We start from the raw sequence: 25,626 nt of genomic DNA on the forward strand, positions 1-25,626 counted from the left end.
CCGTCATCGGCATGGTTCCGGCGGCGATCGCCCATCGTTCCGTCTGGCCCCTCGCGTCAAATCTCTTGCGTCGTCAGGTGCATTCCTGTTCCGTCAGCCGAGACGTATCCGCTTGAAGGGGCCACCCATGCACATCGCCATCGCTGACATTCGCGCCGCCTCTGAAGCCGCGTTGCTTGCCCATGGGGCCGGGGCCTTTCAGGCGGCAGAGGTGGCCAAGGCCGTCGCGCGGGCGGAGGAGACCGGGAATATTATCTGCGGGCTCTACTACTTGGAGAGCTATTGCACGCAGCTGGCCTCCGGGCGGGTGGAGGGCACCGTCGAGCCTGAAATCTCAAAGCCCAAACAAGGTGTTGTGCGGGCCGACGCCCGCTTTGGCTTCGCGCAGCCGGCCTTTGCCCGCGCCTTGTCCCAGGCCGTTGCGGCGGCCCGTGACGTGGGTGTCGCGACCCTTACGGTGGCCCATGCCCATACCTGCACGTCGCTTGGCTATTTCACCGAGCAGATCGCGGCGGAGGGGTTGATCGCTATCGGTTTCACCAACGCCTCGGCCATCGTCGCCGCGCCGGGCGGCACGGCGCCGGTCCTGGGCACCAATCCGATTGCCATGACGATACCCGGCGACGACGGGCCCTTGATGCACGCTGATTTCTCGACCTCGGCGGTGGCTCTGGGCAAAATCACCATGGCGAAGGCTGCGGGCGAGAAGATCCCCCTCGGATGGGCGGTGGACGCGGAAGGACAGCCCACGACGGACCCGGAAGCGGCGATCAAGGGCGCCCTGGTGAGCGCGGCGGGGCCAAAAGGATGGGCCTTCGGCCTGCTTGTCGAGGTGATGGCGGCGGGGCTGACCGGCTCGGTCAATTCGCTGGACGTGAAAGGCCTGAAGTTGCCGGACGGCAAGCCGCATGATCTGGGGCAGACCTACCTGTTCATCGACCCAGACGCCCATGCGGGGCGCGACACGATGACGGCGCGTCTGCGCCGGGTGGCGGAGGTTTTGGAGAATGACGGCGGATCAGGGCGCATTCCGGGCGTGCCGCGGCGGCATCTCGATCCGGTGGATGTGCCCGACGCACTCTGGGCGTCGGTGCAGGCCCTGGCAGGGCAGAAAACGGCGGGGGCCTGAACCCCCGCCGCGCATTCATTCAGCAGCAGTTGAGCGCTTGGGAAGGACCCAGTCCGGCCGCACGAAGTGGCAGGTGTAGCCATTGGGAATACGCTCGAGGTAATCCTGATGCTCGGGCTCGGCCTCCCAGAACGGCCCCGCGGGTTCCAGCTCCGTCACGACTTCACCGGGCCAGAGACCTGACGCGTTCACATCGGCAATCGTATCCTCTGCGATCTCCTTCTGAGCATCGTCGACGTAGTAGATCGCGCTGCGATAGCTCATCCCGCGGTCGTTGCCTTGGCGGTTCAGCGTGGTGGGATCGTGGATCTGGAAGAAGAATTCCAGCAGCTTGCGATAGCTGATGCGGTCCGGATCGAAGATGATCTCGATCCCCTCCGCGTGGGTCCCGTGATTGCGGTAGGTCGCATTCTCGACGTCACCGCCGGTGTAGCCTACGCGGGTGGAGATCACCCCATCCATCTTGCGGATCAGGTCCTGCATCCCCCAGAAGCATCCGCCTGCCAGTACTGCCCGCTCGCTCATGCCACGTCCTCCACCTGGTCGATATATGCGCCGTAGCCTTCGGCTTCCATGTCGTCGCGGTGAATGAAGCGCAGCGACGCGGAGTTGATGCAATAGCGCAGGCCACCGCGGTCCGCGGGGCCGTCGGGGAAGACGTGTCCCAAGTGGCTGTCTCCATGGGTCGAGCGCACCTCGGTGCGGATCATGCCGAGGGAGGTGTCGCGCAACTCGTTGACCATCGAGGTATCGATTGCCTTAGTGAAGCTCGGCCAGCCGCAGCCGGATTCGTACTTGTCGGACGAGGCAAAAAGCGGCTCGCCAGAGACGACGTCGACGTAAATTCCCGGCTCCTTGTTGTCGAGGTACTCGCCCGTGCCGGGGCGCTCGGTGCCGTCCTGCTGCGTCACGCGGTATTGCTCCGGCGTGAGATTGGCGATCGCGTCGGGATTCTTTGTGTAATTGCTCATGGGGCCTCCGCTTGGATGTCTGCGCAGGATATGGGGGCGCGGCGGGAAATGTCCAACCCGCCGGACGTTCACGAAGCTGCGTTACCGCGCCACGATGCGGCGCAAAAGCAAAGCGCCCCGGCGGGCAGCACGGGACGCTTTGAAAAATAATTGCAGAACTTCACGGAGGGTAGGGAACCGGACAGGGCCGGGCGCGTTAATCGAGCATGACACCCGCACTGCGCCCTCAATCTGTCTTAGCTGCCCCAGCTGCGAACGGGGCCGCAGTCCATGTGTACGAAGTTGCTGCTGGAGTAGCGACCGACACCGCCGGCGTTGCAGGCACGCGCGGCCTGGAACATCTGGTTGATCGACCGCGACTGGAGTTGCACGTCCGCCGCTTCGCCCACCATGTGGCGGGAGCGGCTTGCAACGCCGGAAGAGCGCCGACGCAGCATCGCGTTGGTCTCGGGAGAGCGGTAGCCCGACAGAAGCGTGTAGGGCTCCGTCGTGTCCATCAGGTTGTGCGCAGCGGCCAGGATGTCGACTGTGCGAGCGTTGATTTCGATCACACCATCCGTGCGCCAATCGCGCATGAAGTAGTTAACCTCTTCCAAAGCGGGAGCGATGTATTCGCCCTCGATCCAGTAGATCATGTTCAGGCTCTCGCCCGAGCGACCGTTGTACATGTTGAGCCGGCGAATATCGCCCGCGCCGCGCAACAAGCCGGTCGCGTTGGCCATCACCGGCGCTGCGGCAACAGTTGTGGCTGCGAACGCCCGGAGAAGCGAGCGTCGTGAGAATTGTGTCGTCATGGGAATCTGCCCCTTTTAGCTGCCCGTTCCGTATCAGCAGGATCAAGTCGTTCGTCCAAAACGACCCTTACGATCCATGCGCTGTCCCCACAGGCTTAGTGTGTGTTGAATGACACAATCGAAACTTTTCTGGAAGAGCCATTGCACTTCGCGACCAGCATGCCTTCGATTCTAGGCAAGTTTCTGCCGGTTTAGCGGGTCTGTGGTGGCGAACTCGAGCCAACCCGGAGATCACGTGATCTCGTACCATTCTCTGTCGAACCATCCTCTCAATACGGAAATCCACCGTTGCCCGATTGAAACTACACATAAAAACTTACAGAAACGTGAATAGACAGTCATTGCCTGTCACGCGACTGTAGAACAAAGCCGCGCCGATCCAATTCTTTACCGCCCCGGGGAAACCTAACATGTTGAAATTCGCTAAATTTTCGCTTCTTTCGTTGGCCCTTGCCGGCGTGCCGATGGCGACGACCATGCTGACCCCGGTTCAAGCCGAAGCGCAGGCTTTTTCCTCGCTGCGTCAAGCCATTGCGGAGGCTTCCTCCACCGAAGAGCAGCTGGCAGCCTTCTATCGCGAGCGCGATTTTCAGCCGATCTGGACGACCGCGGACGCCGCCGACCGCCGGAATGCGCTGTTCAGCGCCTTGGCGGAGGCCTCGAACCACGGTTTGCCGACTCAGCGCTATGACACGACGGACCTCGTGGCGGCTTTCGAGTCGGCGACGAATCCCTACGAGATGGGCCGCGCCGACGTTCAGGCGTCGCTCCTTTTCCTGCGTTACGCGCAAGACATCCACTCCGGCTTCCTGGAGCCCGGCGAAATCGTGGGCGACATCGTCCACACCCTGCCGCGTCGCGATCCGCTGGAATTGTTTACCGAGTTCGTGAGCGCCAATCCCTACGAGTACATTTCGACGCTCGCCCCGCAGCACCCCGAATACACACGCCTGATGCGCGCCAAGCTGCGTCTTGAGCGTCTGATCGACGAGGGAGGCTACGGGCCGACCGTCGCCGCGGGCTCTCTCGCGCCCGGTGCGACCGGCGCGCCTGTCGTGCAGCTTCGCAACCGCCTGATGGCGATGGGCTACCTCGACCGCTCGGCCACCGCGACTTATGACGTGAACCTGCAGCAGGCCGTGCTCGAGTTTCAGGTCGACAACGGCATCACCGCGGACGGCATCGCCGGGGGCGAGACGATCCGTGCGGTCAACCGTTCCGCCACCGAGCATCTGTCCGAGGTCATCCTCGCAATGGAGCGGCAGCGCTGGCTCAACTTCGACCGCGGCGAGCGCCATGTCTTCGTGAACCTTCCCGATTTCCACGTCCGCGTGATCGATGACGGCGAGATCACCTTCATCACCCGCTCCGTCATCGGCTCGCGCGACAGCGACCGTCGCACGCCGGAGTTCTCCGACACAATGGAGCACATGGTCATCAACCCGAGCTGGTACGTGCCGCGCTCCATCGCGCGCGACTACATCCCGCGTATCCTTGCGGGCGGGGCCAACCATCTGGAGTTGATGGCCAACGGCCGTCCGGTAAGCCGGCGCAACGTGGATTGGAGCCGCGTTTCGGCGAACAACTTCCCCTTCGACCTGCGCCAGCCCCCCGGTCCGCGTAACGCGCTCGGTCTGGTGAAGTTCATGTTCCCGAACCGCTGGAACATCTACCTGCATGACAGCCCGGACCAGTACCTGATGACCCACGAGGTCCGCGCTTACTCCGCTGGTTGCGTGCGCCTCGATGACCCCTACGAGTTCGCCTACCACCTGCTCGCCGCCCAGGAGGAGGATCCGCAAGGCTTCTTCGACCGCATCCTGAACTCGGGCCGCGAGACCCAGGTGAACCTCGACGTGCCGCTGCCCGTGCACCTCGTCTACTGGACCGCTTGGGTCGACACCGACGGCCGCCTGAACTTCCGCAACGACATCTACGGGCGCAACGCCCAGTTGCGGCAGGCGATCGAGAACCTTGGGGTGGAGATCAGAGGCGTGAACAGCTAAATCTCGACCCGTGTCGGACGCGGGGAAGAGCATGGCTGAATTCAGCATCAGGGAAATCGCAGCGGCGCTTGGGGCAGAGGCCCTGGGCGCCGCTGATCTTTTGGTAAGCGGTGTCGCCGAACCCGCCACAGCCGGGCCTGAGCATCTGGCCCTCGCCATGCGGCCCGAATACGCGGAAGGCTTGCGGACGGGCCAGGCGCGCGCAGCCGTCATCGGGGCCGGCATGGATTGGCAAGATCTTGGGCTGGAAGCCGCCATCGTGGCGCCGCGTCCGCGCTACGCCATGGCAGGTGTCACCGCCGCGATGGACCCGGGTCCGGATATTGCGCCCGGCGTGCATCCCTCGGCCGTCATCGACGAGAGCGCGCAGATCGGCGCGCATGCTGCCATCGGCCCGTTCGTCGTCGTCGGCGCAGGCGCGCAGATCGGCGCACGGGCGCGCATCGCCTCCCACGTCTCCATCGGCGCGGGCGCCCAGATCGGTGACGATGCGCTGATCCACGAGGGCGTGCGCATCTGTCACCACGTCCGCATCGGCGATCGCTTCATTGCACAGCCCGGCGCGGTTCTGGGGGGCGATGGCTTCAGCTTCGTCACCCCGCAAAAGTCGCAAGTGGAAGCCGCGCGCGAAAGCCTCGGCACCGCCACCGACGCCGCGATCGAGCAATCCTGGACCCGTATCCACTCCCTCGGCAGCCTCGTCATCGGCGATGATGTGGAGATCGGCGCCAATGCAGCCATCGACCGGGGCACCATCGCCAATTCCGAGATCGGCGACGGCACCAAGGTCGATAACCTCGTCCATATCGGCCACAACTGCGTCATCGGGCGCGATTGCCTGATTTGCGGTCAGACGGGCTTTGCTGGCTCCGTCCAGATGGGCGACCGCGTGGTTCTGGGCGGCAAATGCGGGGTCAGCGACAACATCACCATCGGCTCCGACGTGGTGGCCGCGGGCGCCTCGAAGCTCTTCACCAATGTGCCCTCGGGGCGCATGGTCATGGGCCATCCGGCGGTGAAAATGGACACCCATGTGGAGATGTACAAAGCCCTGCGCCGCTTGCCGCGCACGTCCCGCATCGTCCAGGCGCTGCAGAAAGCCGTTTCCAACCCCGACAAGACATCTTAAATCCCCACCTGAACAGCGGGGAGAGAGCCATGGCCCAGACCGTCCGAGAGAAGATCATCGCCATCATCGCCGAGCAGGCCATGCTGGAGCCCTCCGACGTGACCGAAACCGCGACGTTGGAAGACCTCGGGATCGACAGCCTAGGGCTGGTGGAATCGATCTTCGCCATCGAAGAGGCCTTCGATATCCAGGTGCCCTTCAATGCCAACGAGCCCGAGGCCTCGGAGTTCGACATCTCTTCTGTTGCCGCCATCATCCGCGCGGTCGAAGGGCTCTTGGCCGAGCAGAAGGTCTAGCCCTTGCGCCGCGTCGTCATCACCGGGCAGGGCACGATCAACGCCCTCGGCACCGATGTGCCCACGACGTTGGAGGCCTTCCGCGAGGGACGCTGCGGCATCTCGGATCTGGAGCTGCGCGACGTCGAGAGGCTGAGCGTGAAGATCGGCGGGCAGGTGAAGGGCTATGACCCCGAGAGCCTGTTCAACCGCCAGCAGATCGCCCTCTACGACCGGTTCACCCAGTTCACGATGATCGCTGCGCGACAGGCGCTCGAGGGGATGAGCTTCTCGGGCGAGGACGCGATCCGCGCGGGCGTCGTTCTGGGCACCGCAGGCGGCGGCGTGAACACCTGGGACGAGAATTACCGCACGGTCTACGAGGAGGGAAAGAACCGCGTGCATCCCTTCGTCGTGCCCAAGCTGATGAACAACGCGGCCGCCTCTCACGTCTCGATGGAATGGAACCTGAAGGGGCCGTCGTTCTCGGTGGCGACCGCCTGCGCCTCGTCGAACCACGCCATGGGGCAGGCCTTCAACCTGATCCGCTATGGCGGCGCCGACGTGATGGTCACCGGCGGCTCCGAGGCGATGCTCTCGTTTGGCGGCGTCAAGGCGTGGGAAGGGCTGCGCGTGATGTCAAAGGACGCCTGCCGCCCGTTCTCGGCCAACCGCAACGGTATGGTTCAGGGCGAGGGCGCGGCGGTCTTCGTTTTCGAGGAATATGAGCGTGCCCGCGCGCGCGGTGCCGACATCCTCGCAGAAGTGGTGGGCTTCGCCATGACCTCCGACGCCGCCGACATCGTCATGCCGTCGCAGCAGGGCGCCGCCCGCACCATCAGCGCGGCGCTCAGGGACAGCGGATTGAACGCGGGCGACGTGGGCTACATCAACGCCCATGGCACCGGCACGGCCGCCAATGACAAGGTCGAATGCGCCGCCGTGGCCCATGCCTTCGGCCCCCATGCCGACGATCTGATGATCTCCTCCACCAAGTCGATGCATGGCCACCTGATCGGCGGCACCGGCGCGGTCGAGCTTCTGGCCTGCATCATGGCGCTCAAGGACGGCATCATCGCGCCGACCATCGGCTACGAGGAGCCGGACCCGGAATGCGCCCTCGACGTGGTCCCCAACGAGGCGCGCGAGGCGAAGGTCACGGCCTGCCTGACGAATGCCTTCGCTTTCGGCGGCTTCAACGCGGTGCTGGCGCTGCGCGCCGCGCCCTGAGTGACGGCCAAGAAAAAGGCCCGCGCGGATCGCTCTGGCGGGCCTGTTTGACAGAGCGGCGCGAGTCTTATTCGCTGGCCGCCTCACCTTCGCCTTCGGCCTCTTCCGCGCCTTCTTCAGCCGCGCCCTGCTGTGCGGCGGCCTGCTGTTCGGCGAGGAATTCCCGCACGCCCACGATCCGCTCTTCCAGCGAGTCGAAGGCCGCAGTGAAGCCGCGCAGGGACGCCGTCGTCGGCACCGGCGCGCCGCCCATCTGGCCAAGCTCGTCACGGACCAGCGCGAAAAGCACCACCTGCGTGTCGGCGCCATTCTCGAACTGCGCCACGTTCTCTGCGGTCAGCGAAAGCTGCACGAAGCAGCCGATATTGCGGCAGAAGGCAAAGGGCACCACGGCCGGCTCGGTATCATCCACGCGGATCTGCAGGCCGGGGCTCAGCAGCGTGTCGAGAGGCGTCAGGATCGTCGCGTTGGCGACCGTCTCACCATCATCGATCAGCGCGGCGGCGATCCGGAACTCGGCAACCGGGTTGCCGTTTTCCTCTTCCAGAAGTTGGAACATCTCGCAGCGGTCGGGCATCTCGTCGGTCTCGGCCCGGATGCAGCGCACCTGCCAGTCGCGGAAGATCTCGGCGACATAGGGCTCCCCCGCCTCGACTTCCGAGCGGTCCGGCAGAACCAGAGGCTCGGCCTGGGCCAGAGCCAGTCCGGGCAGGGTGAGTGCGGCCAGAAGGCCAGCGGCGAGCGGCTTCAAGAAAGTCATGCGATGCGCGTCCTTTTAAACTTAAGTCAGATGCAACCCGGCGTGCGGGCTTTCAATGACGGTGGCTACCACGGCGAAGGCGGGTCTGTCAGGCGCAAAATGCGGCATCGGCAAAGGCTTGCGGATGACGAGGCGGCAGAAGGAGAGGGGGCAAAGACGGTGCAGTGGCTCTCTCACCGGGCGTCCGCCGCGGGTCAGACACACCCCTCGAAAAAGGCGAAAGGGTCCGCAGTACGGACCCTTTTCTTTTGTCTCTCCCTGTCGGACTGGCCGACTTGTGTACCGGAACGTAAGCGACGCTTTGCAAGCCGTCAACAGTGCATTTCGAGGAAAGTTACGGTACGGAATTTGCAGTGGATTTGAGGCGGTTCCAGCGAGGATCACGACCGAAAAAAGCCGCGCCAGTGTGGCGCGGCCAGTTGACAGGGAGGAAGTCATCACCAGCCATCTGGCCGGGTGATGAACTCACTCTGGCGTACAAATGTTAAAAATGTATTGTCTCGAGCAGAAAAAACGAAATCGGGGGCGATGAGTGATGTCAGATCAGGGCGAAAGCGGGATTTTCGTGGGCGGCGGGGGCCGCGATTACTCGGAAGCGCAATACCTCCGCCCTGACTACGCGAACCGCCACGGGTTAATCGCGGGTGCCACCGGCACCGGCAAGACGGTGACGCTGCAGATCCTCGCCGAAAGCTTCTCGGCCCTCGGCGTCCCGGTGGTGCTCTCCGACGTGAAGGGCGACCTCTCGGGCCTCGGGCAGGCGGGCTCCGACAGCTTCAAGCTCCACGATGCCTTCATCGCCCGCGCCGAGACGATCAACTTCACCGATTACGCCTACCGCGCCTTCCCCGTCACCTTCTGGGACCTCTTCGGCGAACAGGGCCACCCGATCCGCACCACCGTGGCCGAAATGGGCCCGCTGCTGTTGTCGCGCCTCCTGGACCTGACCGACGCGCAGGAGGGCGTGCTCAACATCGCCTTCCGCGTCGCCGATGAGGAGAGCTGGCCGATCCTCGATCTCAAGGACCTGCAGGCGCTGCTGGTCTGGGTCGGCGAGAACCGCAAGACGCTCTCGCTGCGCTACGGCAATGTCTCCTCGGCCTCCGTCGGCGCGATCCAGCGCCGCCTGCTGGTGCTGGAGACCGAGGGCGGCGCAAAGTTCTTCGGCGAACCGGCGCTCGAACTCGATGATCTGTTCCTGACAGACGAGACGGGGGCAGGGCGCATCAACATCCTTGCCGCCGACAAGCTGATGCAGTCGCCGCGCCTCTACGCGACCTTCCTGCTCTGGCTCCTCTCCGAACTCTTCGAGACGCTGCCCGAGGTGGGCGACCCCGACAAACCAAAGCTGGTCTTCTTCTTCGACGAGGCGCATCTCCTGTTCGAGGATGCCCCCAAGGCGCTCGTCGACAAGGTCGAACAGGTGGCCCGCCTGATCCGCTCCAAGGGCGTCGGCGTCTACTTCATCACCCAGAACCCGGCCGATGTCCCCGAAGATATCCTCGGTCAACTCGGCAACCGCATCCAGCACGCCTTGCGCGCCTTCACCGCCAAGGACCGCCGCGCCCTGCAGCAGGCGGCGCAGAACTACCGCGACAATCCCGATTTCGACATCGAGGACGCGATCCGCGAGGTGGGCGTCGGCGAGGCCGTGACCTCACTTCTGGAACGCAAGGGAATCCCCGGCGTCGCGCAACGCACGCTGATCCGCCCCCCGTCCTCGCAACTCGGCCCGATCACCAAGGCCACCCGTGCCGCGCTGATCGGCCAGTCGCCTATCGCGGGCAAATACGAGACCATCGAGGACCGCGAGAGCGCCTACGAAATCCTCCAGAAACGCGCCGCCGAGGCCGCGCGCGAGGCCGAGGAAGCCGAGGCGAAGGAAGAGCAAGCCGCCCCCGCCGAGCGTGAATACCGCGCCGGACGCCGCTATTCCGCCCCCAACGTCAGCCGCTCCACCTCGAAACCGCGCCGCCGCTCCAGCCGCTCCGACAGCGTCGGCACCGCCTTCGCCAAGAGCTTCGCCCGCCAGATGGGGACGCAATCGGGCCGCGCCGTGGTCCGGGGCATCCTCGGCGGCCTGTTCCGCGGCCGCTAACCCCCGGCGGCACTGCACGAACCGCTCCCGCTTCATCTTGGCCCATACAACTCCCCCCGGAGGGTCGATCCGCCCCACACGCCCTGACCACGGCTGATCTCGGCGCTCACATCCCCGTCAACGGGCCGCCAATGCGTCGCACCGAGCCGCTTGCTCTCTGGCGCCCCCTGCGCGCGCAGCCTACAAAGGACCCATGATAGTAGAACTCGGACATTTCGCCCTGATCCTCGCCTTCGCGGTCGCGATCTTCCAGACGATCGTGCCCATGGTGGGGGCCGCGCGGGGCAATCGCGCGTGGATGGCGACGGCGGAGCCCGCCGCAAGCGCCCAGTTCCTTCTCACCGGCCTTGCCTTCGCGGCACTGACCTACGCCTTCGTGACCTCGGATTTCTCCCTCAGCCTCGTTGTCGCCAACTCCCATACCGCCAAGCCGATGCTCTACAAGATCTCCGGCGTCTGGGGGAATCACGAGGGCTCGCTCCTGCTCTGGGTCCTCATCCTCACGCTCTTCGGCGCCTGCGCGGCGTGGTTCGGCAAGGGCCTGCCGCCAAGCCTGCGCGCCCGCGTGCTGGCGGTGCAATCGGCCATCGCCACGGCCTTCTTCGCCTTCATCCTCTTCACCTCCAACCCCTTCCTGCGGCTCGCGACCCCGCCCTTCGACGGGCAGGACCTCAACCCGTTGCTGCAGGACCCGGGCCTCGCCTTCCACCCGCCGTTTCTCTACCTCGGCTACGTTGGCCTCTCGATGTCCTTCTCCTTTGCCGTCGCCGCCCTGATCGAGGGGCGCGTCGACGCCGCCTGGGGCCGGTGGGTGCGCCCCTGGACGCTGGCGGCCTGGATCTTCCTGACCATCGGCATCGGCCTGGGTTCCTGGTGGGCCTATTACGAGCTTGGTTGGGGCGGCTTCTGGTTCTGGGACCCGGTGGAAAACGCCTCCTTCATGCCCTGGCTGATCTCGGCGGCGCTGCTGCATTCGGCCATTGTGGTGGAGAAGCGCGAGAGCCTGAAAAGCTGGACGATCCTGCTGGCGATCCTCGCCTTCGGCTTCTCGCTCATCGGCACCTTCATCGTGCGCTCGGGCGTGCTGACCTCGGTCCATGCCTTCGCCAATGACCCCGAGCGCGGGATCTTCATCCTCGCGATCCTCGCGATCTTCATGGGCGGCGCGCTCCTCCTCTTCGCCTTCCGCGCGGGCGCGATGGAGGCCAAGGGCGTCTTCGCCACCGTCAGCCGCGAGAGCGGGTTGGTGCTCAACAACCTGCTGCTGGCCGTCTCCTGCTTCGTGGTCTTCATCGGCACGATCTGGCCGCTGGTGGCCGAGCTCTTCTTTGAGCGCACCCTCTCCGTCGGCCCGCCCTTCTTCGACGCGGCCTTCACGCCCTTCGTCTTCGGCCTCGCCATCGCCATGCCCATCGCCGCGATGCTGCCGTGGAAACGCGCCCGGCTGCCCAAGCCCGCGCGCGCGTTGATGCCGGCGGCAGTTCTCGCGCTCTCGGTGGGGCTACTGGCCTGGGCGATGTACTCCGGCAAAACCGCCATCGCGCCTCTCGGCATCGGCCTCTCCGTCTGGCTTCTGGCCGGCGCCGTGACAGATCTCTGGACCCGGACCGGCCGGGGCGATCTGCGCGGACGCCTGCGCCGCCTTGCGCGCCTTCCCCGCGCCGATTGGGGCAAGTCCATCGCCCATGCAGGCCTCGGCGTCACCATGTTCGGGGTCGTCGCACTGACCGGCTACCAGATCGAAGACATCCGCGTGGCCCAGGAGGGCACGCCCTATGTCGTCGGCGCCTACGAGGTCGAGCTCTTGGGCGTCGAGGAGAACGTCCGCGGGCCAAATTATATCTCCACGATCGCTTCGGTTCTCGTCCGGGACGCCGAGACCCGAGAAGAAATCGCCACGCTCACCCCTGAGCGCCGCATCTACCCGGTCGCCGGGATGCCCACGACCGAGGCCGGGATCGACGGCGGCATCACGCGCGACGTCTACATCACCCTCGGCGATCCCCAGGACGGCGGCGGATGGGCGCTGCGGGTCTGGGTCAAACCCTTCGCGAACTGGATCTGGGGCGGCACCATCATCATGGCCTTGGGCGGGTTCCTGAGCCTCTCCGACCGCCGCTACCGCATGGCCGCAGGCGCCGCCCGCTCGCGCCCCGCCGTGCGCGAGGTGCCGGCGGAATGAGACGTCTCCTCTGCGCCCTGCTTCTTGTGACCGCCAGCCTGGCCACGCCGGCCACGGCGGTGCAGCCGGACGAGGTCCTCTCCGACCCCGTCCTCGAAGAGCGAGCGCGCGACATCTCGGCGGGTCTGCGATGCCTTGTCTGCCGCAACGAGAGCATCGACGAGAGCAATGCCGACCTCGCCCGCGACCTGCGGCTCCTCGTGAGGGAGCGTCTGGTCGCAGGCGACACCGATGCCGAGACCGTGGCCTATATCGTCGACCGCTACGGCGAATACGTCCTCCTTCGCCCGACCTTCGACGGCTCCTCTATCCTGCTCTGGCTGGCCGGGCCACTGCTGCTGCTCGCCGGCCTCGGCCTCTCGGTTAGCTACCTGCGCACGCGCGCGACGGCAGAGCCCGCAGGCGCCGACCAACTGACCCCCGAGGAGGAAGCGCGCCTGCAGGCCATCCTCTCGGACAGCGCCGAGCGCGACAGCACGCCCCCTGAGAACTGACGCCGCGTTTAGGCTGGTCCGGCCGGGCCCGTTTGCTATGGTTCCCGCAACCTTAGGGAGGCCTACCCATGAATTACGAGACAATCACCACCGAGACCCGCGAGGGGATGGCTGTCATCACGATGAACCGCCCCGACGTGATGAACGCGCTCAACACGCAGATGCGCGCAGAGATCACCCACGCGGTCAGCGCGGCGGGACAGGAGGCGCGGGTGGTCGTGCTGACGGGCACGGGCGCGGCCTTCTGCTCGGGTCAGGACCTCGGTGACCGGGCCAACATGGGCAACATCAACCTCGAGCGGACCTTGCGCGACGAGTATATCCCGATGCTCAACGCCATCGTCGATTGCCCGGTCCCGGTCATCGCGGCGGTCAACGGCACGGCGGCGGGTGCAGGCGCCAACCTCGCGCTGATCTGCGACGTGACAATCGCGACCGAGAGCGCGTCGTTCATCCAGGCCTTTTCGAAGATCGGCCTGATCCCCGACGCGGGCGGCACCTGGGCGCTGCCGCGGACCATCGGCCTGCAGCGCGCAATGGGAGCGGCCCTGTTTGCGGAGAAGATCACGGCAACGCAGGCCGCGGACTGGGGAATGATCTGGGAAGTGGCGGCGGACGAGGCCTTCGAGGAGGTCTGGAAAGCCCGCGCCACGCACCTGGCGACGGGGCCGAGCGAGGCCTTCAAGCGTATCAAGCAGGTGATGCGGGCCAGCTCGGGCAACAGCCTGGAAGAGCAGCTCCTTCTGGAGGGGCAGCTGCAGGGACAATGCGGAAAATCGCGCGATTTCATGGAGGGGGTCATGGCCTTCCTCCAGAAGCGCCCGGCGCAGTTCGAGGGGCGCTGAAACCACCCGCGTTCAAGCGTGCGCACATTGGCTAAGCCTCTGTAAACGCACCCCTTCACCTCGCGCGTTAACCTATCGGTAACCATATCCAACCCCCTCGCATGCCCCGGCGCGCGAGGGGTTTTTCTTGCGGTCAGAGCAAGGCCACGGCGCGACGAGCGTGCATCTCCCCACCGCTCCCCCTTCATCTTGGTAAATACAACTCCCGCCGGAGGCTTCCGCACCCTCGGCCCGCGCCAAAGCTCGAGGTCCAGTCCACCCGGACCCGCCAACACTCCCGCATGGACCCGCTAATGCCGGGTCTCAAACCGCTGCAGGACCTGCATTCCGGTGGCGATCGCCGGTCCGATGCCGAGCGCGAAGAGCACTGTGCCGAGGCCGAGGGTGCCGCCAAGTGCCCATCCGATGGCGACCACGGTCAGCTCCAATGCCGTGCGGACCAGCGCGATGGGCAGGCCGGTGACGGCTTGCAGGCCGGTCATCAGCCCGTCACGGGGGCCGGGGCCGAGGTTGGCGACAAGGTAGATCGCCGCGCCGAAGCCGGTCACCATGACGCCGACGAGGGCCAGCAGGGCGTTGGCGGCGTAGCTTTCGAAAGCAGGCAGGTAAGGCAGGAGGTATTCCAGCACCAGCGCGATGATGATCGCGTTCAGGATCGTCCCTAGGCCGGGCGTCTGCTTCAGCGGCACCCAGAGCGCCAGCAGCGACGCGCTGATCACGAAGGTCGCAAAGCCGAGGCTCCAGCCGGTCACCTGCGTCACGCCCTCGGCGAACAGCGTCCAGGGGCTGACGCCAACACCTGCCGTGACCAGAAGCGCCTCGCCGGTGCCGAAGACGACGAGGCCGATGACGAGGAACACCAGCGAGGCCGCGGGCGGCCGCAGGGTGAAGGCCCGGGGCGCGCTCCAGCGGAGTCTCGGGACCGAGGTGACCGAAAGAAAGCTCAAGGCGCGGATCCATGCATGAGAAGCGTATGCGACACTCGTGCACATTTATGCCGGGAACGGCAAGGCAGCGCCATCGGGCCTCAGCCCGCGGCCCGATGGTCGGCCAGCGCGGCAATCACCCTTTCGCGGCTTTGGACCGCCCCGGTCTGCAAATATTCCATCGCGCGCAAGGCGGCCTCATGCGCCTCGAGCGAGGAGCCGCCGACGCAATCCTCCACCACGCGGCAGAAGTAGTCGGACTGGTGCGCGTCGACGAAGGTGTAATGGACGCAGACATCGGTCAACCCGCCGCAGAGGATCAGCGTGTCGATCTTCAGGCCACGCAGCAGGATCTCGAAATCGGTGCCGAAGAAGGCCGAGTAGCGGCGTTTGGGGATCACGTAGTCGCCGCGGCGGAAGCCCATCTCCTCCTTCGCCACTTCGGTGCGGGGGTCGCCTTCGAGGCAGTGGATATCCTCGTCGCCGTCCAGCTCGCGGCCGAAATCCACGAGGTCGGGGCGGTGCACCTCCTGGATGAAGATCACCGGAACGCCCGCGTCATGGGCGGCGTCCACGAGGCCTCGGGCGGCCTCCATCCGCGCGCGGTAGCCGGGCATGTTGTCGATCGAACGCTCGGCGCTGTCGTCGATGAAGGTGCTCTTCTGAATGTCGATCACGATCAGCGCCGGGCGCCCCTCGATCAAGGCACGGGCCGTTTTGGTTTTCGTCGTCATGTCTTGCGTCCTTTCGGGTCAATGGGCGTCGGCGCCGAGCAGGACCATGCCTGCCACGAGCAGGAGGACTCCTGCCACGGTACTCGCGCCGATTGTCTGGTTGAAGAAGAGCACGCCCACGGCGACCGAGCCGACGGAGCCGATGCCGGTCCAGATCGGGTAGGCAATGCCGAGGGGCAACCGCGCCATGGCGGCGTAGAGCGCCAGCAGGCTCGCGGCCATGGTGATGAGGGTGAGGATGCCGAGCATCCAGCCGCCGCCAAGCCCGAGGCGTTTGAGCCCTGCGGCCCAGGCCACTTCCAGAGCGCCGGCGATGAAGAGATAAATCCAGGCCACGTCGACCTCCCCCAATTGCAGGTCGTCCTGGCACATGCCCAATCTGCGGCCGGGTCGTCCCGGCGGGCGGTATCGGTCTAGTCTAGTATTGGCGGGCGCGCGGTTCAAGTCCGGCCCGGATGCGCAAAGGCCGCCCCGGATGGGACGGCCTTCGGGCTAAAGTGATTGTGCCGCCTACTTCTCGGGGATCAGGCCCCGTGGGCTGAAGCGCAGCACGAGGAGCAGGATCAGCCCCATGGTCAGCAGGCGCATATGGGCGGCGCTGTCGAGCAGGTGCTCGCGCAGCCAGTAGCCGTCCTCCATGCCGTAGGTCAGCGTCTGCATCAGCAGGAGGCCGAGGGGTTCGACCTGCACCCAGAGCCACCAGATCAGGAAGCCGCCGAGCACCGCGCCCCAGTTGTTGCCGGAGCCGCCGACGATGACCATCACCCAGATCAGGAAGGTGAAGCGCAAAGGCTGGTAGGTGCCGGGCACAAGCTGGCTGTCGAGCGTCGTCATCATCGCACCGGCGATGCCGCAGACGGCGGAGCCGAGGATGAAGATCTGCATGTGGCGTTTCTTGACGTTCTTGCCCATGGCCGAGGCCGAGACCTCGTTGTCTCGGATCGCCCGCATCATCCGGCCCCAGGGCGAGTTCCACGCCTTCTCAGACAGCCAGATCAGCAGGCCGAGCACGACGATGAACAGGAGCGAATAGAGCAGCTTCACGGTGATCGTGGAGGCGGTCACCGGGTCCGCGCCGTAGGTGGTGACCATGTCGACGAAGCCTTGGTTCGCCTGCAGCTCGACCTCGTAGGGAACGGGACGGTCGATGCCGATGACGTTCTTCACGCCGCGCGCCAGCCAGTCCTCGTTCTTGAGCACGGCGATGATGATCTCGGCGATGCCGAGGGTCGCGATGGCGAGGTAGTCCGAGCGCAGGCCGAGGGCGGTCTTGCCGATGATCCATGCTGCACCGGCGGCCAGCAGCCCGCCCACGGGCCAGGCAAAGAGCACCGGCAGGCCAAGGCCGCCGAGGAAGCCAGACACCGCCGGGTCGATGGATTCGACGGCCTGGGTGCCGCCGTCGAAGACCTGCCGGAAGACGACGAAGCCCGCCAGCAGGACGACCAGCATCACCAGCCCTCGGAGCCGGCCTCTGGGCATGGCGTTCCAGAGCAGGATCGCGCCCACGATGGTCAGCGCGCCGAGGATGAGGCCCATGATCACCTGCAAGCCGCCGGCCGACCACGCCTCGGGGACGGGATCGACGGAGACCAGCACGGTGGCCAGCCCGCCGAGCGCCACGAAGCCCATGACGCCGACGTTGAACAGGCCCGCGTAGCCCCACTGCATGTTGACGCCGAGCGCCATGATGCAGCTGATCAGCCCCATGTTGAAGATCGTCAGCGCAGTGTTCCACGACTGCACGAAGCCGGTGCCGAGGAACAGGACGGCGACCAGCGCGAAAAGGGCCACGTTCTTGGCGTTGAAGCCCGAGGGCGCAGGCGCGGTGGCGGTGGGTGAGGTCACGTCGCTCATACCGATTTCCCCTTCATGATGCCCGTAGGCTTGAACAGAAGCACGATCAGCAAGATCCCGAAGGAGACCGCGAACTTGTAGTCGGTGGAGAGAAGCTGCAGCAGCCCCTCGGGTTGCCAGTCCTCAGGCCCGAGATAGCCCACCACCTTGCGGAAGGCATAGGTCACGCCGACCTCGGAGAAGGCGATGAGGAAGCCGCCGAGGATCGCGCCGAGCGGGTTGCCCAGACCGCCAACGATGGCGGAGGCGAAGATTGGCAGCAGCAGCTGGAAATAGGTGAAGGGTTTGAAGGACTTGTCGAGGCCATAGAGCACCCCCGCCGTGGTCGCCAGCGCCGCCACGATGATCCATGTCACCAGCACCACGCGGTCGGGGTTGATGCCCGACAGAAGCGCCAGATCCTCGTTGTCGGAGAAGGCGCGCATCGATTTGCCGGTGCGCGTGCGGTTGAGGAACCAGAACAGCGCCACCACCGCGATCACCGCCACGACGATGGTGATGCCTTGGGTGGTGCGGAAGGCCAGACCTTCGTCGAGGCCGGTCATCTCGCGGAAGTCGCGTGCGCGGATGATGAAGCGCTCGCCATCGGAAAAGCGCTGGTCGTCGACGCCGATCAGGAAGCGGACGATGCCGTTCATGATGAACATGACCCCGAGCGAGGCGATCACGAAAATCACCGGCTTGGCCTTCTTCTCGCGGTAGAAGCGATAGACGACGCGGTCGGTGCCGATCATCAGCGCCGCGGTCACCGCGATGCCGAGTGGCAGTGCCAGCAGCGCCGTGGGCAGTGGCCCGAGCGTGACGCCTGCGGCCTGCAGGCCCCATGTGCCGAAGATCGTGACCATGGTCCCGAAGGCCATCGTGTCGCCATGGGCGAAGTTCGAGAATCGCAGGATGCCGTAGATCAGCGTGACGCCGAGCGCGCCGAGCGCGAGTTGCGCGCCATATGCCGTTGCGGGCACAAGGACGAAATTCGCCAGTGCCACGAGTGCGTTGAGAAAGTCCACGCAATGTCTCCCCTAGTGTCGCCGCAGCTTATGGCGCTGCGTGCATCGGTGTTTGGTAGCGCGCATGGGCGCCGTTTTCCAGTAAAAGCGGGGCTAAAACGCCTCGCAGGTGCCGAAAAATGTGGTTGTGCGGGTCGGACCGTCGGTCCGGTGGAATGTCACCGTCGCAAGCAGGTCCGGGGTGATCGTCATCAGCTCTCCCATCGCGTGGATGCCGGCGCTGGCGTAGGCCGCGGGCAGGGCGTCGGGTGCGCTGAGGCGGGTCGCCGGTCGGTCCCCGGAGGGCGAGGAGAGAAACAGCTCTCCGGCGTGATCGGCGGGCAGGATCTGGTAGAGGTCATCGATCGCGAAGCAGTCCTGACCGTCGCATTGCACGGTCATCTGGCAGGCCCAGGGCTCGGCGCGCGCGGGCAGGGCCAGCGACACGGCGAGCAGGACCGCCGGAAGGCAGGAGGCTGCGGCGGCGCGGTTCATTCGGCAGGCTCGCAGGTGCCGATGCCGGTCACGACGCGGGTGCCGGCCTGCGGCTGGTGGCCGGTGACGACCACGCGGCCGGTGCTGTCGAAGGTCACCATCTGGCTCGATTGCGCGCGGGTGTTGCGGAACATCAGGGTGCGGACGCGCACCGGCTCGACGGAATCGGCGGGCGGCAGGTAATCGGCGATCAGCTCGTAATCAGACGGCAGATCGGCGTTCCAGTTCACCTGCCAGCCGTCCGAGCCCTCGACGATTGTGATCGTCTGATCCCAGTCCCGGCAGGCACCGGCATCGGGGCAGAGGATCGCCAGATCGCAGGCGAGGTTCACGGGCGCATCCTGTGCCTGCGCGGCCAGCGGGGTGATCAGAAGGAGGGCGAGGGCAGAAAGGCGCATGGGCGGTATCTTTCGAAGAGCGGCAGGGCGGCGCGAAGCGGAGGCGGCAACAGGGGCGAGGGCGGTCATGCGGCAGGCTCGCAGATGCCGAAGTAGGAGACGGATTGCACCCGGCCCGCGCTGTCGATGTCCTGTTGTGTCATCACCGCTTCGCCGGTGCCCGATACGCTGAGCAGGATCGTGCCGCCGGGCCCGGTCTCGAACAGGCCCGCGAAGGCGGGGGCGTCAATATGGGGCAGGGGCGTGCCGATGACCTCCTGCTCGGGCGTGGTAAAGCGCAGGCTGTCTTCGGTCACGTCGAAGCGGAAGGGCACGCCGTCGTGGGTCTGGCAATCGGTGAGCGGGCTGCAGATCGTCGTGAAGGTGCACGCCAGCCCGGCCGCCGTGGCGGGCGCGGGCAGCAGGAGCGCGGCGGCGGAGAGGATGAGCGGCTTCATGGCGCGACCTCGGTGCAGGAGAGCACGAAGGATTGCGGCCGCAGACGGGGCGCGCCGGTTTCGGGGTCGGCGGTCTGGACGTGGAGCGCAAAGCGGCGCGCCGTGCCGTCGGACGGAAGATCGACGAGGAAATTGCGCCGCGCCTCGGAAATCGCGGGCAGGGGCAGGGCCGCGTCGAGGCTCGGGTAGCGATCGACCTCGGAGAGATCGGACCAGTCCGGCCCCATGCGGGTGCCGCGGGCGTCGATCTGCAAGGCGGTGTCGCCAAGGGCAGGCATCGCGCCGCAGTGGCCGGCGGGGGTGCAGACCTCGTTCATCTGGCACAGCCCGCGATAGGGCGCGGGGCTGGTTTCCAGCTCCAGCTCGGCCAGCGCGGGAGAGGCCACGCAAAGCGCGGTGAGCGCGGTGCGAAGCCCCGCCATTAGCATCAGCCTCCGAGGAAGGATTTGCGCACTTCCGGGTCGGCCAGAAGCTCTTTCCCGGTCCCGGTATAGGCGTTGCGCCCCTGCACGAGGACATATCCTTTGTCCGCGATTTCAAGGGCTTGGCGCGCGTTCTGTTCCACCATCAGGATCGGGATGCCGGTGCGCGACACCTCGATGATGCGGTCGAAAAGCTCATCCATCACGATGGGCGAGACGCCCGCCGTCGGCTCATCGAGCATCAGCACCTTGGGCTTGGTCATCAGCGCGCGGCCCACGGCCACCTGCTGACGCTGGCCGCCCGACAACTCGCCCGCCGCCTGCGCGCGTTTCTCGCGCAGGATCGGGAAGAGGTCGAAGACCTGCTCCATCGTCTGGCGGAAATCGTCCTTGCGGATGAAGGCCCCCATCTCGAGGTTCTCCTGCACCGTCATCGAGGTGAAGATGTTCGAGGTCTGCGGCACGAACCCCATGCCCGCGCCGACCCGATCCTGGGGGCTGAGCGAGGAGATATCCTGCCCGTCCAGCAGCACCCGGCCTTGGCGCAGGTTCAGCATCCCGAAGACGGCCTTCATGGCGGTGGATTTGCCCGCGCCGTTGGGGCCGACGATCACGGCGATTTCGCCGGGGTTCACCGCGATCGTGCAATCGTGGAGGATGTCGGGCCCGTTACCATAGCCGCCGGTCATCGCCTCGCCGATCAGGAAGGGATGATCCCCCGCCACCGCCTGCGCCTTGCCGCTCTTGCGGATCGGATCGCCCATCGAGGGCGGCGCCGCCTTGGTGATCGAGCGGTCCTTGTTGCCGCGGTCGTTCTGATAGGGATCGCTCATGCGCTGGCCCCTTCCAACTGGTCCTTGTTCTTCAATCCGGTGCCGAGATAGGCCTCGATCACCGCGTCGTTGGCCTTGATCTCGGCCAGCGAGCCTTCGGCCAGCACGTGACCCTCGGCCATGCAGATGACCGGGTCACAGAGGCGGCCGATGAAATCCATGTCGTGCTCGATGACGCAGAAGGTGTAGCCGCGCTCCTTGTTGAGGCGGATGATCGCGTCACCGATGGTGTTGAGAAGCGTGCGGTTCACGCCCGCGCCGACCTCATCGAGGAAGACGATCTTGGCGTCCACCATCATCGTGCGGCCCAGTTCCAGCAGCTTCTTCTGCCCGCCCGAGATCTGTCCCGCCGGTTGCTCGGCCAGATGTTCGACGGTGAGGAATTCCAACACTTCGTCGGCCTTGGCGCGCAGCGCGCGTTCCTCGTCGGCGATGCGTTTGCGGCCGAACCAGGTGTTCCAGAGCGCCTCGCCCGATTGGCCCTCGGGCACCATCATCAGGTTCTCGCGGCAGGTCATGGAGGAAAATTCATGGGCGATCTGGAAGGTCCGCAGAAGGCCCTTGCCGAAGAGCTCATGGGGCGGCAGGCCGGTGATGTCCTCGCCATCCATCACGACGCGCCCCGAGGTGGGGGGCAACACGCCCGCGATGACGTTGAACAGCGTCGTCTTGCCAGCGCCGTTGGGGCCGATCAGCCCGGTGATGGAGCCGGTCTCGATCCGCAGGCTCGCGCCGTCGACGGCATGGAAACCACCGAAATGTTTGTGAAGGTCGTGGACTTCGATCATGTGCGTCCCCCTGGTCTGCCGTGCGCGGGCAGGCCTGTAGCAGAAAAAGAGCAGCCCGGTTGAAGAACCGGGCCGCCCCTAGATCAATGGTCGATCAATCAACGGTAGCCAGCAACCGTCAGCTCACCACCCGAGATCTCGATCTCGCGGTAGTTGCCGGCGCTCTCGCCGCCACCGATCAGGTCAACGGCGGAGGCACCGACGTAGTCGATCTCTTCACCATTGGCGATCATCTCCAGCGCCATGCCAAGCTGACCCGGCAGGATCTCGGTGCCCGGCGCGTTGGCGACGTTCATGATCTCGCCCATGTAGTCGGCGGGGTTGCGCGAATCCGCGGCAGCCATGGCCAGCATCAGCAGCGCAGCCGCGTCATAGCTTTCGGCAGAGAACGGCGAGGTGCCGTCGAAGCCGGCTTCCTCGGCCATGGACTGGTAGATGCCCGCGCCTTCGCTGTCGGTGCCGGGGTTCTGGCCGAAGGAGCCGTCGATGTCGGAACCGAAGTTGTCGACCAGCGCCTGGGAGACCATGCCGTCGGGGAAGACGAAGGTATCGAACGCGCCGGTGTCGAGCGCGGCCTGGATCACGCCGGAGCCGCCCTGGTCCACGTAGCCTGCCACGACGAGAGCGTCACCACCGGCGGAGGCCAGTGCGCCGACTTCAGCAGAGTAATCCGCGCGGCCATCTTCATGGGCAGCGGACAGCGTGACCGTGCCGCCGGCCTCTTCAAAGGCTGCGGTGAAGGCATCGGCGAGGCCCTGACCGTAGTCGTTGTTGGTGTAGGTCACGGCGACGGTGTCGATGCCGCGCTCCATGATGATCTCGGCCATCACAACACCCTGACGCGCGTCGGAAGGCGCGGTGCGGAAGAACAGGCCGTTGTCCTCGGCGGTCGAGAGACCGGGGGAGGTGGCGGAGGGCGAGACCATGACCATGCCGTTCGGGACGGCCACGTTGGCGAGGATCGAGCCGGTCACGCCGGAGCAGTCGGCGCCGACGATGCCATGCACGCCGTCGGAGGTGATCAGACGCTCGGCTGCGGCCTGGGCCGCGGAGCTGTCGACGCAGGTGCTGTCCGCACGCACGGAGGTGACGGAGGCACCGCCGAACAGCATGCCGGATTCGGTGACTTCGGACATCGCCAGCTCGGCGCCGTCGCCCATCGCAGGCGTGATCGATTCAATCGGGCCGGTGAAGCCGAGGATCACGCCGAGCGTGACGTCGCCCTGGTGGCCATCGGCGATGGCGACACCGGTCAGTGCCATGGATGCGGCGGATGCCAGCAAAAACTTCTTCATAACGTATCTCCCTGGTGTGGACATTACTTGCCCTTGGTGAGGCGAAGACTAGCTGCGGTCGTTTCAAAGGGGAAGGGGTCAAAAAATAGGCTGACGTAGGGGCGCGCCTGCAAGGTTTCGATACATTTCGAGGAGGGCCGGGGGGGCGCAATCGCGGCGATGACGGTCCATGCCACCTTGCGCCCGCAACGCGGATTTGATCGACTGCGCACAGGTTTACCCCGTTCACGTCACCTCGAGAAGGAACCCGCCATGGCCGCGCCCACCAACACCCTCAAGGCAGCGCTCGCGCGCGGCGAGATGCAGCGCGGCCTCTGGCTGAACCTGCCCGGCATGGTCACCGCCGAGATGGCCGGGCGCGCGGGCTTCGACTGGTGCCTGATCGATGGCGAGCACGGCCCCTGGGACCCCACCGCGATCCGCGCGCAGCTGACCGCGCTGGCCGCCACGCCCACGCCCGCCGTGGTGCGGGTGCCGGTGGGCGAGGATTGGGTGCTGAAACAGGCGCTGGACCTCGGCGTGCAGACCGTGCTGGTGCCGATGGTCAACTCCGCCGAAGAGGCCGCCGCGGTCGTGCGTGCCTGCCGCTATCCACCCGAAGGCATCCGCGGCATGGGCGCGATGGTCGCGCGCGCGGGCGCCTATGGTGCCACCGAGGATTATGCGGCGACCGCCAATGACGAGATCTGCATCCTCGTGCAGGCTGAAAGCCGCGCCGCCCTCAAGGATATCGTGGCAATTACCGCCGTGGAGGGCGTCGACGGGGTGTTCATCGGTCCCGCCGATCTGGGCGCAGACATGGGGTTCCGCGACGACCTCGGCAACGAGGAACTGTGGCGCGAGATCGTCGAGGCCATCGCCATTGTGCGGCGCGGCGGCAAGGCCGCGGGCATCATCGTGAGCGGGCCGGAGATGGAGGCGCGGGTGACCGAGGCCGGCGTCAACTTCCTCGGCTGCGGCGGCGACGCGGGCATCCTGCAGGCGGGTCTCGCGGCGCTGGCACGTCCATGACCGACCCCGCGATGATCCGCATCGCCCATGGCGACGCCGAGGCGCTGATCGACGCCTCCGTCGGGAATATCCCCCATTGGCAGGTTTCGGGGCGAGAGCCTCTGCACGCCGCGCCATGGCGCGACGAGGCGGAGGTGCAGGACGATCCCGACGTGGCGCTGGTGGACAAGCGGCTGGCGGGCGATTTCCTGTGCATGCCCTTCGGACGCGACGATGTCCATGACGGGCCGATCCACGGCCCCCCGGCGAATGACCCGTGGAACCTCGTCGCCCATGATGCTGCGAGCGCGCGCTTCGCGCTCTCGACCGACGTGCTCGGCGCCCATGTCACCAAGGAAATCCGCCTTGTGGGCTCGGCGCTTCTCAGCACCCACGTGGTGGAGGGCGGCGCGGGCGAGGTGACCTTCGCCCACCATCCGATGACCCGCATGGCCGAGGGCGGGCGGCTGTCGTTCAGCCCCAAGCGCGCGGCGCTGACCGACCCGGTGGCGCAGCACGAGGGCGCGAACCTCTGGGCGCTCAACCAGCTGCGCGGCGATCTGGAACTGGATTGTGAAGACGGCAGCCAGTGGCATCTGGGCACCTATCCGGCGGGTCACGTGGTCGAGGATTTCTGCACGCTGGTCGAGGCGCGGGGCGCGACGCTCGGCTGGACCTGCGTGATGCGCAACGCCGAGGACGACATGGTGATCGTCCTGAAGGACGCGCAGATGCTGCCGATCACGATGCTCTGGATCTCCAACGGCGCAAGGGACTTCCCGCCCTGGAACAGCCGGCACAAGGGCGTTTTGGGGATCGAGGACGGCCGCGCCATGGGCGGCGAGGGGCTGGCCGCGGCGCTGGCCGACAACCGCCTGACGGCCATGGGCGTGCCCACCGCGCTGACGCTCGGCGCGCGCCACGTGATCCGTCACGCCATGGTCTCCCTGCCGCGCCCGCCCGGATGGTCCGAGCTGTCGGACATCACGCTGAAGGACGGACATTTGCAGCTGACCGAGGCCTCGGGCCACGGGCTGGCCATCCCCTTCCCGGAGGATCACTTTGACTGAAACACCCCGCGATGCCCGCACGATCTGGATCGACGGCGACGCCTGCCCGGTGAAGGAGGAGGTCTATACCTGCGCCTACCGCCACAAGATCCCGGTGAAGCTCGTCGCCGCCAGCTACCTGCGCCACCCCGATCATCCGCTGATCACCATGGTCATGGCGGGCGAGGCCTTCGACGCCGCTGATGACGTGATCGCCGAGGGTGCCGGTCTGGGCAGCCTCGTGATCACCGCCGACATCCTGCTGGCCGAGCGGTGCCTCGAGAACGGCGCGGTGGTGCTGAACCACAAGGGCCAGCCCTTCACCGCCAACTCCATCGGCGCGCAGGTGGCGACCCGCGCGATCATGGCCGATCTGCGCGCCAGTCTGGAGGGGCAGGGGATCGGCGGGCAGAAGCCCTTCTCCAAGGCCGATCGCTCCGCCTTTTCCAATGCGCTGGAAACCGCGCTGCGCCGGCTCTGAGCCGCCGCCCCGCCCCCGAGGG

28 protein-coding genes are annotated in these 25,626 nt (G+C 66.2%); 12 read left to right on the forward strand and 16 right to left on the reverse strand.

Annotation, left to right across the window (positions count from 1 at the left end):
* Positions 1 to 127 precede the first annotated feature (127 nt).
* Positions 128 to 1,129, forward strand: a complete 1,002-nt coding sequence (locus tag KYE46_RS09860; RefSeq protein ID WP_219000454.1) for an Ldh family oxidoreductase — start codon at positions 128 to 130, stop codon at positions 1,127 to 1,129.
* A 15-nt stretch (positions 1,130 to 1,144) separates the two neighbouring features.
* Here the strand turns inward: KYE46_RS09860 and msrA are convergent, their stop codons facing one another.
* From msrA to mepK, 3 genes are all read right to left on the reverse strand, one after another.
* Positions 1,145 to 1,654: a peptide-methionine (S)-S-oxide reductase MsrA gene (gene msrA / locus KYE46_RS09865; protein WP_219000455.1), complete on the reverse strand. Its 510-nt coding sequence runs from the start codon at positions 1,652 to 1,654 to the stop codon at positions 1,145 to 1,147.
* Positions 1,651 to 2,100, reverse strand: a complete 450-nt coding sequence (gene msrB / locus KYE46_RS09870; RefSeq protein WP_219000456.1) for a peptide-methionine (R)-S-oxide reductase MsrB — start codon at positions 2,098 to 2,100, stop codon at positions 1,651 to 1,653. Before msrB ends, msrA begins: the two co-directional genes overlap by 4 nt.
* 236 nt (positions 2,101 to 2,336) lie before the next feature.
* A complete protein-coding gene (mepK, locus tag KYE46_RS09875; protein ID WP_219000457.1) occupies positions 2,337 to 2,894 on the reverse strand; it encodes a peptidoglycan L,D-endopeptidase MepK in 558 nt (185 codons plus the stop codon).
* A 410-nt stretch (positions 2,895 to 3,304) separates the two neighbouring features.
* On the opposite strand from mepK, the gene KYE46_RS09880 reads away from it, so the two are divergent.
* From KYE46_RS09880 to KYE46_RS09895, 4 genes are read left to right on the forward strand one after another with little or no spacing between them, the layout of a single operon-like run.
* Positions 3,305 to 4,900 carry a L,D-transpeptidase family protein gene (locus tag KYE46_RS09880; RefSeq protein WP_219000458.1) on the forward strand — a complete coding sequence of 532 codons (1,596 nt, stop codon included), beginning with the start codon at positions 3,305 to 3,307 and terminating at the stop codon, positions 4,898 to 4,900.
* 31 nt (positions 4,901 to 4,931) lie between these two features.
* Positions 4,932 to 6,029: a UDP-3-O-(3-hydroxymyristoyl)glucosamine N-acyltransferase gene (gene lpxD, locus KYE46_RS09885; protein WP_219000459.1), complete on the forward strand. Its 1,098-nt coding sequence runs from the start codon at positions 4,932 to 4,934 to the stop codon at positions 6,027 to 6,029.
* Positions 6,030 to 6,058: 29 nt separating this feature from the next.
* Positions 6,059 to 6,325 carry an acyl carrier protein gene (locus KYE46_RS09890; protein ID WP_219000460.1) on the forward strand — a complete coding sequence of 89 codons (267 nt, stop codon included), beginning with the start codon at positions 6,059 to 6,061 and terminating at the stop codon, positions 6,323 to 6,325.
* A 3-nt stretch (positions 6,326 to 6,328) separates the two neighbouring features.
* On the forward strand, positions 6,329 to 7,534 hold the full coding sequence (locus KYE46_RS09895) for a beta-ketoacyl-[acyl-carrier-protein] synthase family protein (RefSeq protein ID WP_219000461.1): 1,206 nt from the start codon (positions 6,329 to 6,331) through the stop codon (positions 7,532 to 7,534).
* 67 nt (positions 7,535 to 7,601) lie between these two features.
* On the opposite strand, the gene KYE46_RS09900 is transcribed toward KYE46_RS09895, so the two are convergent.
* The gene (locus KYE46_RS09900; protein WP_219000462.1) at positions 7,602 to 8,294 is read right to left on the reverse strand and encodes an invasion associated locus B family protein; all 693 of its coding nucleotides are present in this window, start codon (positions 8,292 to 8,294) and stop codon (positions 7,602 to 7,604) included.
* 535 nt (positions 8,295 to 8,829) lie between these two features.
* Here KYE46_RS09900 and KYE46_RS09905 point away from each other — a divergent pair.
* The 4 genes from KYE46_RS09905 (at position 8,830) to KYE46_RS09920 (ending at position 13,913) form a co-directional block, all read left to right on the forward strand.
* On the forward strand, positions 8,830 to 10,392 hold the full coding sequence (locus tag KYE46_RS09905; RefSeq protein WP_219000463.1) for a helicase HerA-like domain-containing protein: 1,563 nt from the start codon (positions 8,830 to 8,832) through the stop codon (positions 10,390 to 10,392).
* 193 nt (positions 10,393 to 10,585) lie between these two features.
* Positions 10,586 to 12,574: a heme lyase CcmF/NrfE family subunit gene (locus KYE46_RS09910; RefSeq protein ID WP_219000464.1), complete on the forward strand. Its 1,989-nt coding sequence runs from the start codon at positions 10,586 to 10,588 to the stop codon at positions 12,572 to 12,574.
* Entirely contained in the window at positions 12,571 to 13,068 is a 498-nt protein-coding gene (locus KYE46_RS09915; RefSeq protein ID WP_219000465.1) for a cytochrome c-type biogenesis protein, read from the forward strand. Before KYE46_RS09910 ends, KYE46_RS09915 begins: the two co-directional genes overlap by 4 nt.
* A gap of 68 nt (positions 13,069 to 13,136) precedes the next feature.
* Entirely contained in the window at positions 13,137 to 13,913 is a 777-nt protein-coding gene (locus KYE46_RS09920) for an enoyl-CoA hydratase-related protein (RefSeq protein ID WP_219000466.1), read from the forward strand.
* Between the two features lie 290 nt (positions 13,914 to 14,203).
* Here the strand turns inward: KYE46_RS09920 and yczE are convergent, their stop codons facing one another.
* The 12 genes from yczE to KYE46_RS09980 form a co-directional block, all read right to left on the reverse strand.
* Positions 14,204 to 14,860: a membrane protein YczE gene (yczE, locus tag KYE46_RS09925; RefSeq protein WP_219000467.1), complete on the reverse strand. Its 657-nt coding sequence runs from the start codon at positions 14,858 to 14,860 to the stop codon at positions 14,204 to 14,206.
* 80 nt (positions 14,861 to 14,940) lie between these two features.
* Complete coding sequence (locus KYE46_RS09930) at positions 14,941 to 15,573, reverse strand: cysteine hydrolase family protein (RefSeq protein WP_219000468.1); 633 nt, start codon at positions 15,571 to 15,573, stop codon at positions 14,941 to 14,943.
* 18 nt (positions 15,574 to 15,591) lie between these two features.
* Complete coding sequence (locus KYE46_RS09935) at positions 15,592 to 15,945, reverse strand: DMT family transporter (protein WP_219000469.1); 354 nt, start codon at positions 15,943 to 15,945, stop codon at positions 15,592 to 15,594.
* Between the two features lie 138 nt (positions 15,946 to 16,083).
* Positions 16,084 to 17,430: a branched-chain amino acid ABC transporter permease gene (locus tag KYE46_RS09940; RefSeq protein ID WP_219000470.1), complete on the reverse strand. Its 1,347-nt coding sequence runs from the start codon at positions 17,428 to 17,430 to the stop codon at positions 16,084 to 16,086.
* Positions 17,427 to 18,437: a branched-chain amino acid ABC transporter permease gene (locus KYE46_RS09945; protein WP_219000471.1), complete on the reverse strand. Its 1,011-nt coding sequence runs from the start codon at positions 18,435 to 18,437 to the stop codon at positions 17,427 to 17,429. Before KYE46_RS09945 ends, KYE46_RS09940 begins: the two co-directional genes overlap by 4 nt.
* A gap of 93 nt (positions 18,438 to 18,530) precedes the next feature.
* Positions 18,531 to 18,911: a hypothetical protein gene (locus KYE46_RS09950; protein ID WP_219000472.1), complete on the reverse strand. Its 381-nt coding sequence runs from the start codon at positions 18,909 to 18,911 to the stop codon at positions 18,531 to 18,533.
* On the reverse strand, positions 18,908 to 19,309 hold the full coding sequence (locus tag KYE46_RS09955) for a hypothetical protein (RefSeq protein ID WP_219000473.1): 402 nt from the start codon (positions 19,307 to 19,309) through the stop codon (positions 18,908 to 18,910). Before KYE46_RS09955 ends, KYE46_RS09950 begins: the two co-directional genes overlap by 4 nt.
* Positions 19,310 to 19,374: 65 nt before the next feature.
* Positions 19,375 to 19,746: a hypothetical protein gene (locus tag KYE46_RS09960; RefSeq protein ID WP_219000474.1), complete on the reverse strand. Its 372-nt coding sequence runs from the start codon at positions 19,744 to 19,746 to the stop codon at positions 19,375 to 19,377.
* On the reverse strand, positions 19,743 to 20,168 hold the full coding sequence (locus KYE46_RS09965) for a hypothetical protein (RefSeq protein WP_219000475.1): 426 nt from the start codon (positions 20,166 to 20,168) through the stop codon (positions 19,743 to 19,745). The genes KYE46_RS09960 and KYE46_RS09965 overlap by 4 nt, the downstream gene beginning before the upstream one ends.
* A gap of 5 nt (positions 20,169 to 20,173) precedes the next feature.
* Entirely contained in the window at positions 20,174 to 21,001 is an 828-nt protein-coding gene (locus tag KYE46_RS09970; protein ID WP_219000476.1) for an ABC transporter ATP-binding protein, read from the reverse strand.
* Entirely contained in the window at positions 20,998 to 21,789 is a 792-nt protein-coding gene (locus tag KYE46_RS09975) for an ABC transporter ATP-binding protein (protein WP_219000477.1), read from the reverse strand. Before KYE46_RS09975 ends, KYE46_RS09970 begins: the two co-directional genes overlap by 4 nt.
* 98 nt (positions 21,790 to 21,887) lie before the next feature.
* Complete coding sequence (locus tag KYE46_RS09980) at positions 21,888 to 23,084, reverse strand: ABC transporter substrate-binding protein (protein WP_219000478.1); 1,197 nt, start codon at positions 23,082 to 23,084, stop codon at positions 21,888 to 21,890.
* A 252-nt stretch (positions 23,085 to 23,336) separates the two neighbouring features.
* On the opposite strand from KYE46_RS09980, the gene KYE46_RS09985 reads away from it, so the two are divergent.
* Genes KYE46_RS09985 through KYE46_RS09995 form a run of 3 tightly spaced genes read left to right on the forward strand, consistent with a single transcriptional unit; the run spans position 23,337 to position 25,604 of the window.
* Positions 23,337 to 24,095, forward strand: coding sequence for an HpcH/HpaI aldolase family protein (locus KYE46_RS09985; protein ID WP_219000479.1), 759 nt, complete (start codon positions 23,337 to 23,339; stop codon positions 24,093 to 24,095).
* The gene (locus tag KYE46_RS09990) at positions 24,092 to 25,144 is read left to right on the forward strand and encodes a hypothetical protein (RefSeq protein ID WP_219000480.1); all 1,053 of its coding nucleotides are present in this window, start codon (positions 24,092 to 24,094) and stop codon (positions 25,142 to 25,144) included. Before KYE46_RS09985 ends, KYE46_RS09990 begins: the two co-directional genes overlap by 4 nt.
* Complete coding sequence (locus tag KYE46_RS09995) at positions 25,137 to 25,604, forward strand: YaiI/YqxD family protein (protein ID WP_219000481.1); 468 nt, start codon at positions 25,137 to 25,139, stop codon at positions 25,602 to 25,604. Before KYE46_RS09990 ends, KYE46_RS09995 begins: the two co-directional genes overlap by 8 nt.
* Positions 25,605 to 25,626: the final 22 nt, after the last annotated feature.

It is taken from the genome of Gymnodinialimonas ceratoperidinii (genome assembly GCF_019297855.1).
Classification (GTDB): Bacteria; Pseudomonadota; Alphaproteobacteria; order Rhodobacterales; family Rhodobacteraceae; genus Gymnodinialimonas; species Gymnodinialimonas ceratoperidinii.

What these genes read in the sequence shown, in the direction of transcription:
- KYE46_RS09860 (WP_219000454.1), top strand. Translation starts at nt 128, where the DNA reads ATGCACATCGCCATCGCTGACATTCGCGCCGCCTCTGAAGCCGCGTTG.
- msrA (WP_219000455.1), bottom strand. Translation starts at nt 1,654, where the DNA reads ATGAGCGAGCGGGCAGTACTGGCAGGCGGATGCTTCTGGGGGATGCAG.
- msrB (WP_219000456.1), bottom strand. Translation starts at nt 2,100, where the DNA reads ATGAGCAATTACACAAAGAATCCCGACGCGATCGCCAATCTCACGCCG.
- mepK (WP_219000457.1), bottom strand. Translation starts at nt 2,894, where the DNA reads ATGACGACACAATTCTCACGACGCTCGCTTCTCCGGGCGTTCGCAGCC.
- KYE46_RS09880 (WP_219000458.1), top strand. Translation starts at nt 3,305, where the DNA reads ATGTTGAAATTCGCTAAATTTTCGCTTCTTTCGTTGGCCCTTGCCGGC.
- lpxD (WP_219000459.1), top strand. Translation starts at nt 4,932, where the DNA reads ATGGCTGAATTCAGCATCAGGGAAATCGCAGCGGCGCTTGGGGCAGAG.
- KYE46_RS09890 (WP_219000460.1), top strand. Translation starts at nt 6,059, where the DNA reads ATGGCCCAGACCGTCCGAGAGAAGATCATCGCCATCATCGCCGAGCAG.
- KYE46_RS09900 (WP_219000462.1), bottom strand. Translation starts at nt 8,294, where the DNA reads ATGACTTTCTTGAAGCCGCTCGCCGCTGGCCTTCTGGCCGCACTCACC.
- KYE46_RS09905 (WP_219000463.1), top strand. Translation starts at nt 8,830, where the DNA reads ATGTCAGATCAGGGCGAAAGCGGGATTTTCGTGGGCGGCGGGGGCCGC.
- KYE46_RS09910 (WP_219000464.1), top strand. Translation starts at nt 10,586, where the DNA reads ATGATAGTAGAACTCGGACATTTCGCCCTGATCCTCGCCTTCGCGGTC.
- KYE46_RS09915 (WP_219000465.1), top strand. Translation starts at nt 12,571, where the DNA reads ATGAGACGTCTCCTCTGCGCCCTGCTTCTTGTGACCGCCAGCCTGGCC.
- KYE46_RS09920 (WP_219000466.1), top strand. Translation starts at nt 13,137, where the DNA reads ATGAATTACGAGACAATCACCACCGAGACCCGCGAGGGGATGGCTGTC.
- KYE46_RS09930 (WP_219000468.1), bottom strand. Translation starts at nt 15,573, where the DNA reads ATGACGACGAAAACCAAAACGGCCCGTGCCTTGATCGAGGGGCGCCCG.
- KYE46_RS09935 (WP_219000469.1), bottom strand. Translation starts at nt 15,945, where the DNA reads ATGTGCCAGGACGACCTGCAATTGGGGGAGGTCGACGTGGCCTGGATT.
- KYE46_RS09940 (WP_219000470.1), bottom strand. Translation starts at nt 17,430, where the DNA reads ATGAGCGACGTGACCTCACCCACCGCCACCGCGCCTGCGCCCTCGGGC.
- KYE46_RS09950 (WP_219000472.1), bottom strand. Translation starts at nt 18,911, where the DNA reads ATGAACCGCGCCGCCGCAGCCTCCTGCCTTCCGGCGGTCCTGCTCGCC.
- KYE46_RS09955 (WP_219000473.1), bottom strand. Translation starts at nt 19,309, where the DNA reads ATGCGCCTTTCTGCCCTCGCCCTCCTTCTGATCACCCCGCTGGCCGCG.
- KYE46_RS09960 (WP_219000474.1), bottom strand. Translation starts at nt 19,746, where the DNA reads ATGAAGCCGCTCATCCTCTCCGCCGCCGCGCTCCTGCTGCCCGCGCCC.
- KYE46_RS09965 (WP_219000475.1), bottom strand. Translation starts at nt 20,168, where the DNA reads ATGGCGGGGCTTCGCACCGCGCTCACCGCGCTTTGCGTGGCCTCTCCC.
- KYE46_RS09970 (WP_219000476.1), bottom strand. Translation starts at nt 21,001, where the DNA reads ATGAGCGATCCCTATCAGAACGACCGCGGCAACAAGGACCGCTCGATC.
- KYE46_RS09975 (WP_219000477.1), bottom strand. Translation starts at nt 21,789, where the DNA reads ATGATCGAAGTCCACGACCTTCACAAACATTTCGGTGGTTTCCATGCC.
- KYE46_RS09980 (WP_219000478.1), bottom strand. Translation starts at nt 23,084, where the DNA reads ATGAAGAAGTTTTTGCTGGCATCCGCCGCATCCATGGCACTGACCGGT.
- KYE46_RS09985 (WP_219000479.1), top strand. Translation starts at nt 23,337, where the DNA reads ATGGCCGCGCCCACCAACACCCTCAAGGCAGCGCTCGCGCGCGGCGAG.
- KYE46_RS09990 (WP_219000480.1), top strand. Translation starts at nt 24,092, where the DNA reads ATGACCGACCCCGCGATGATCCGCATCGCCCATGGCGACGCCGAGGCG.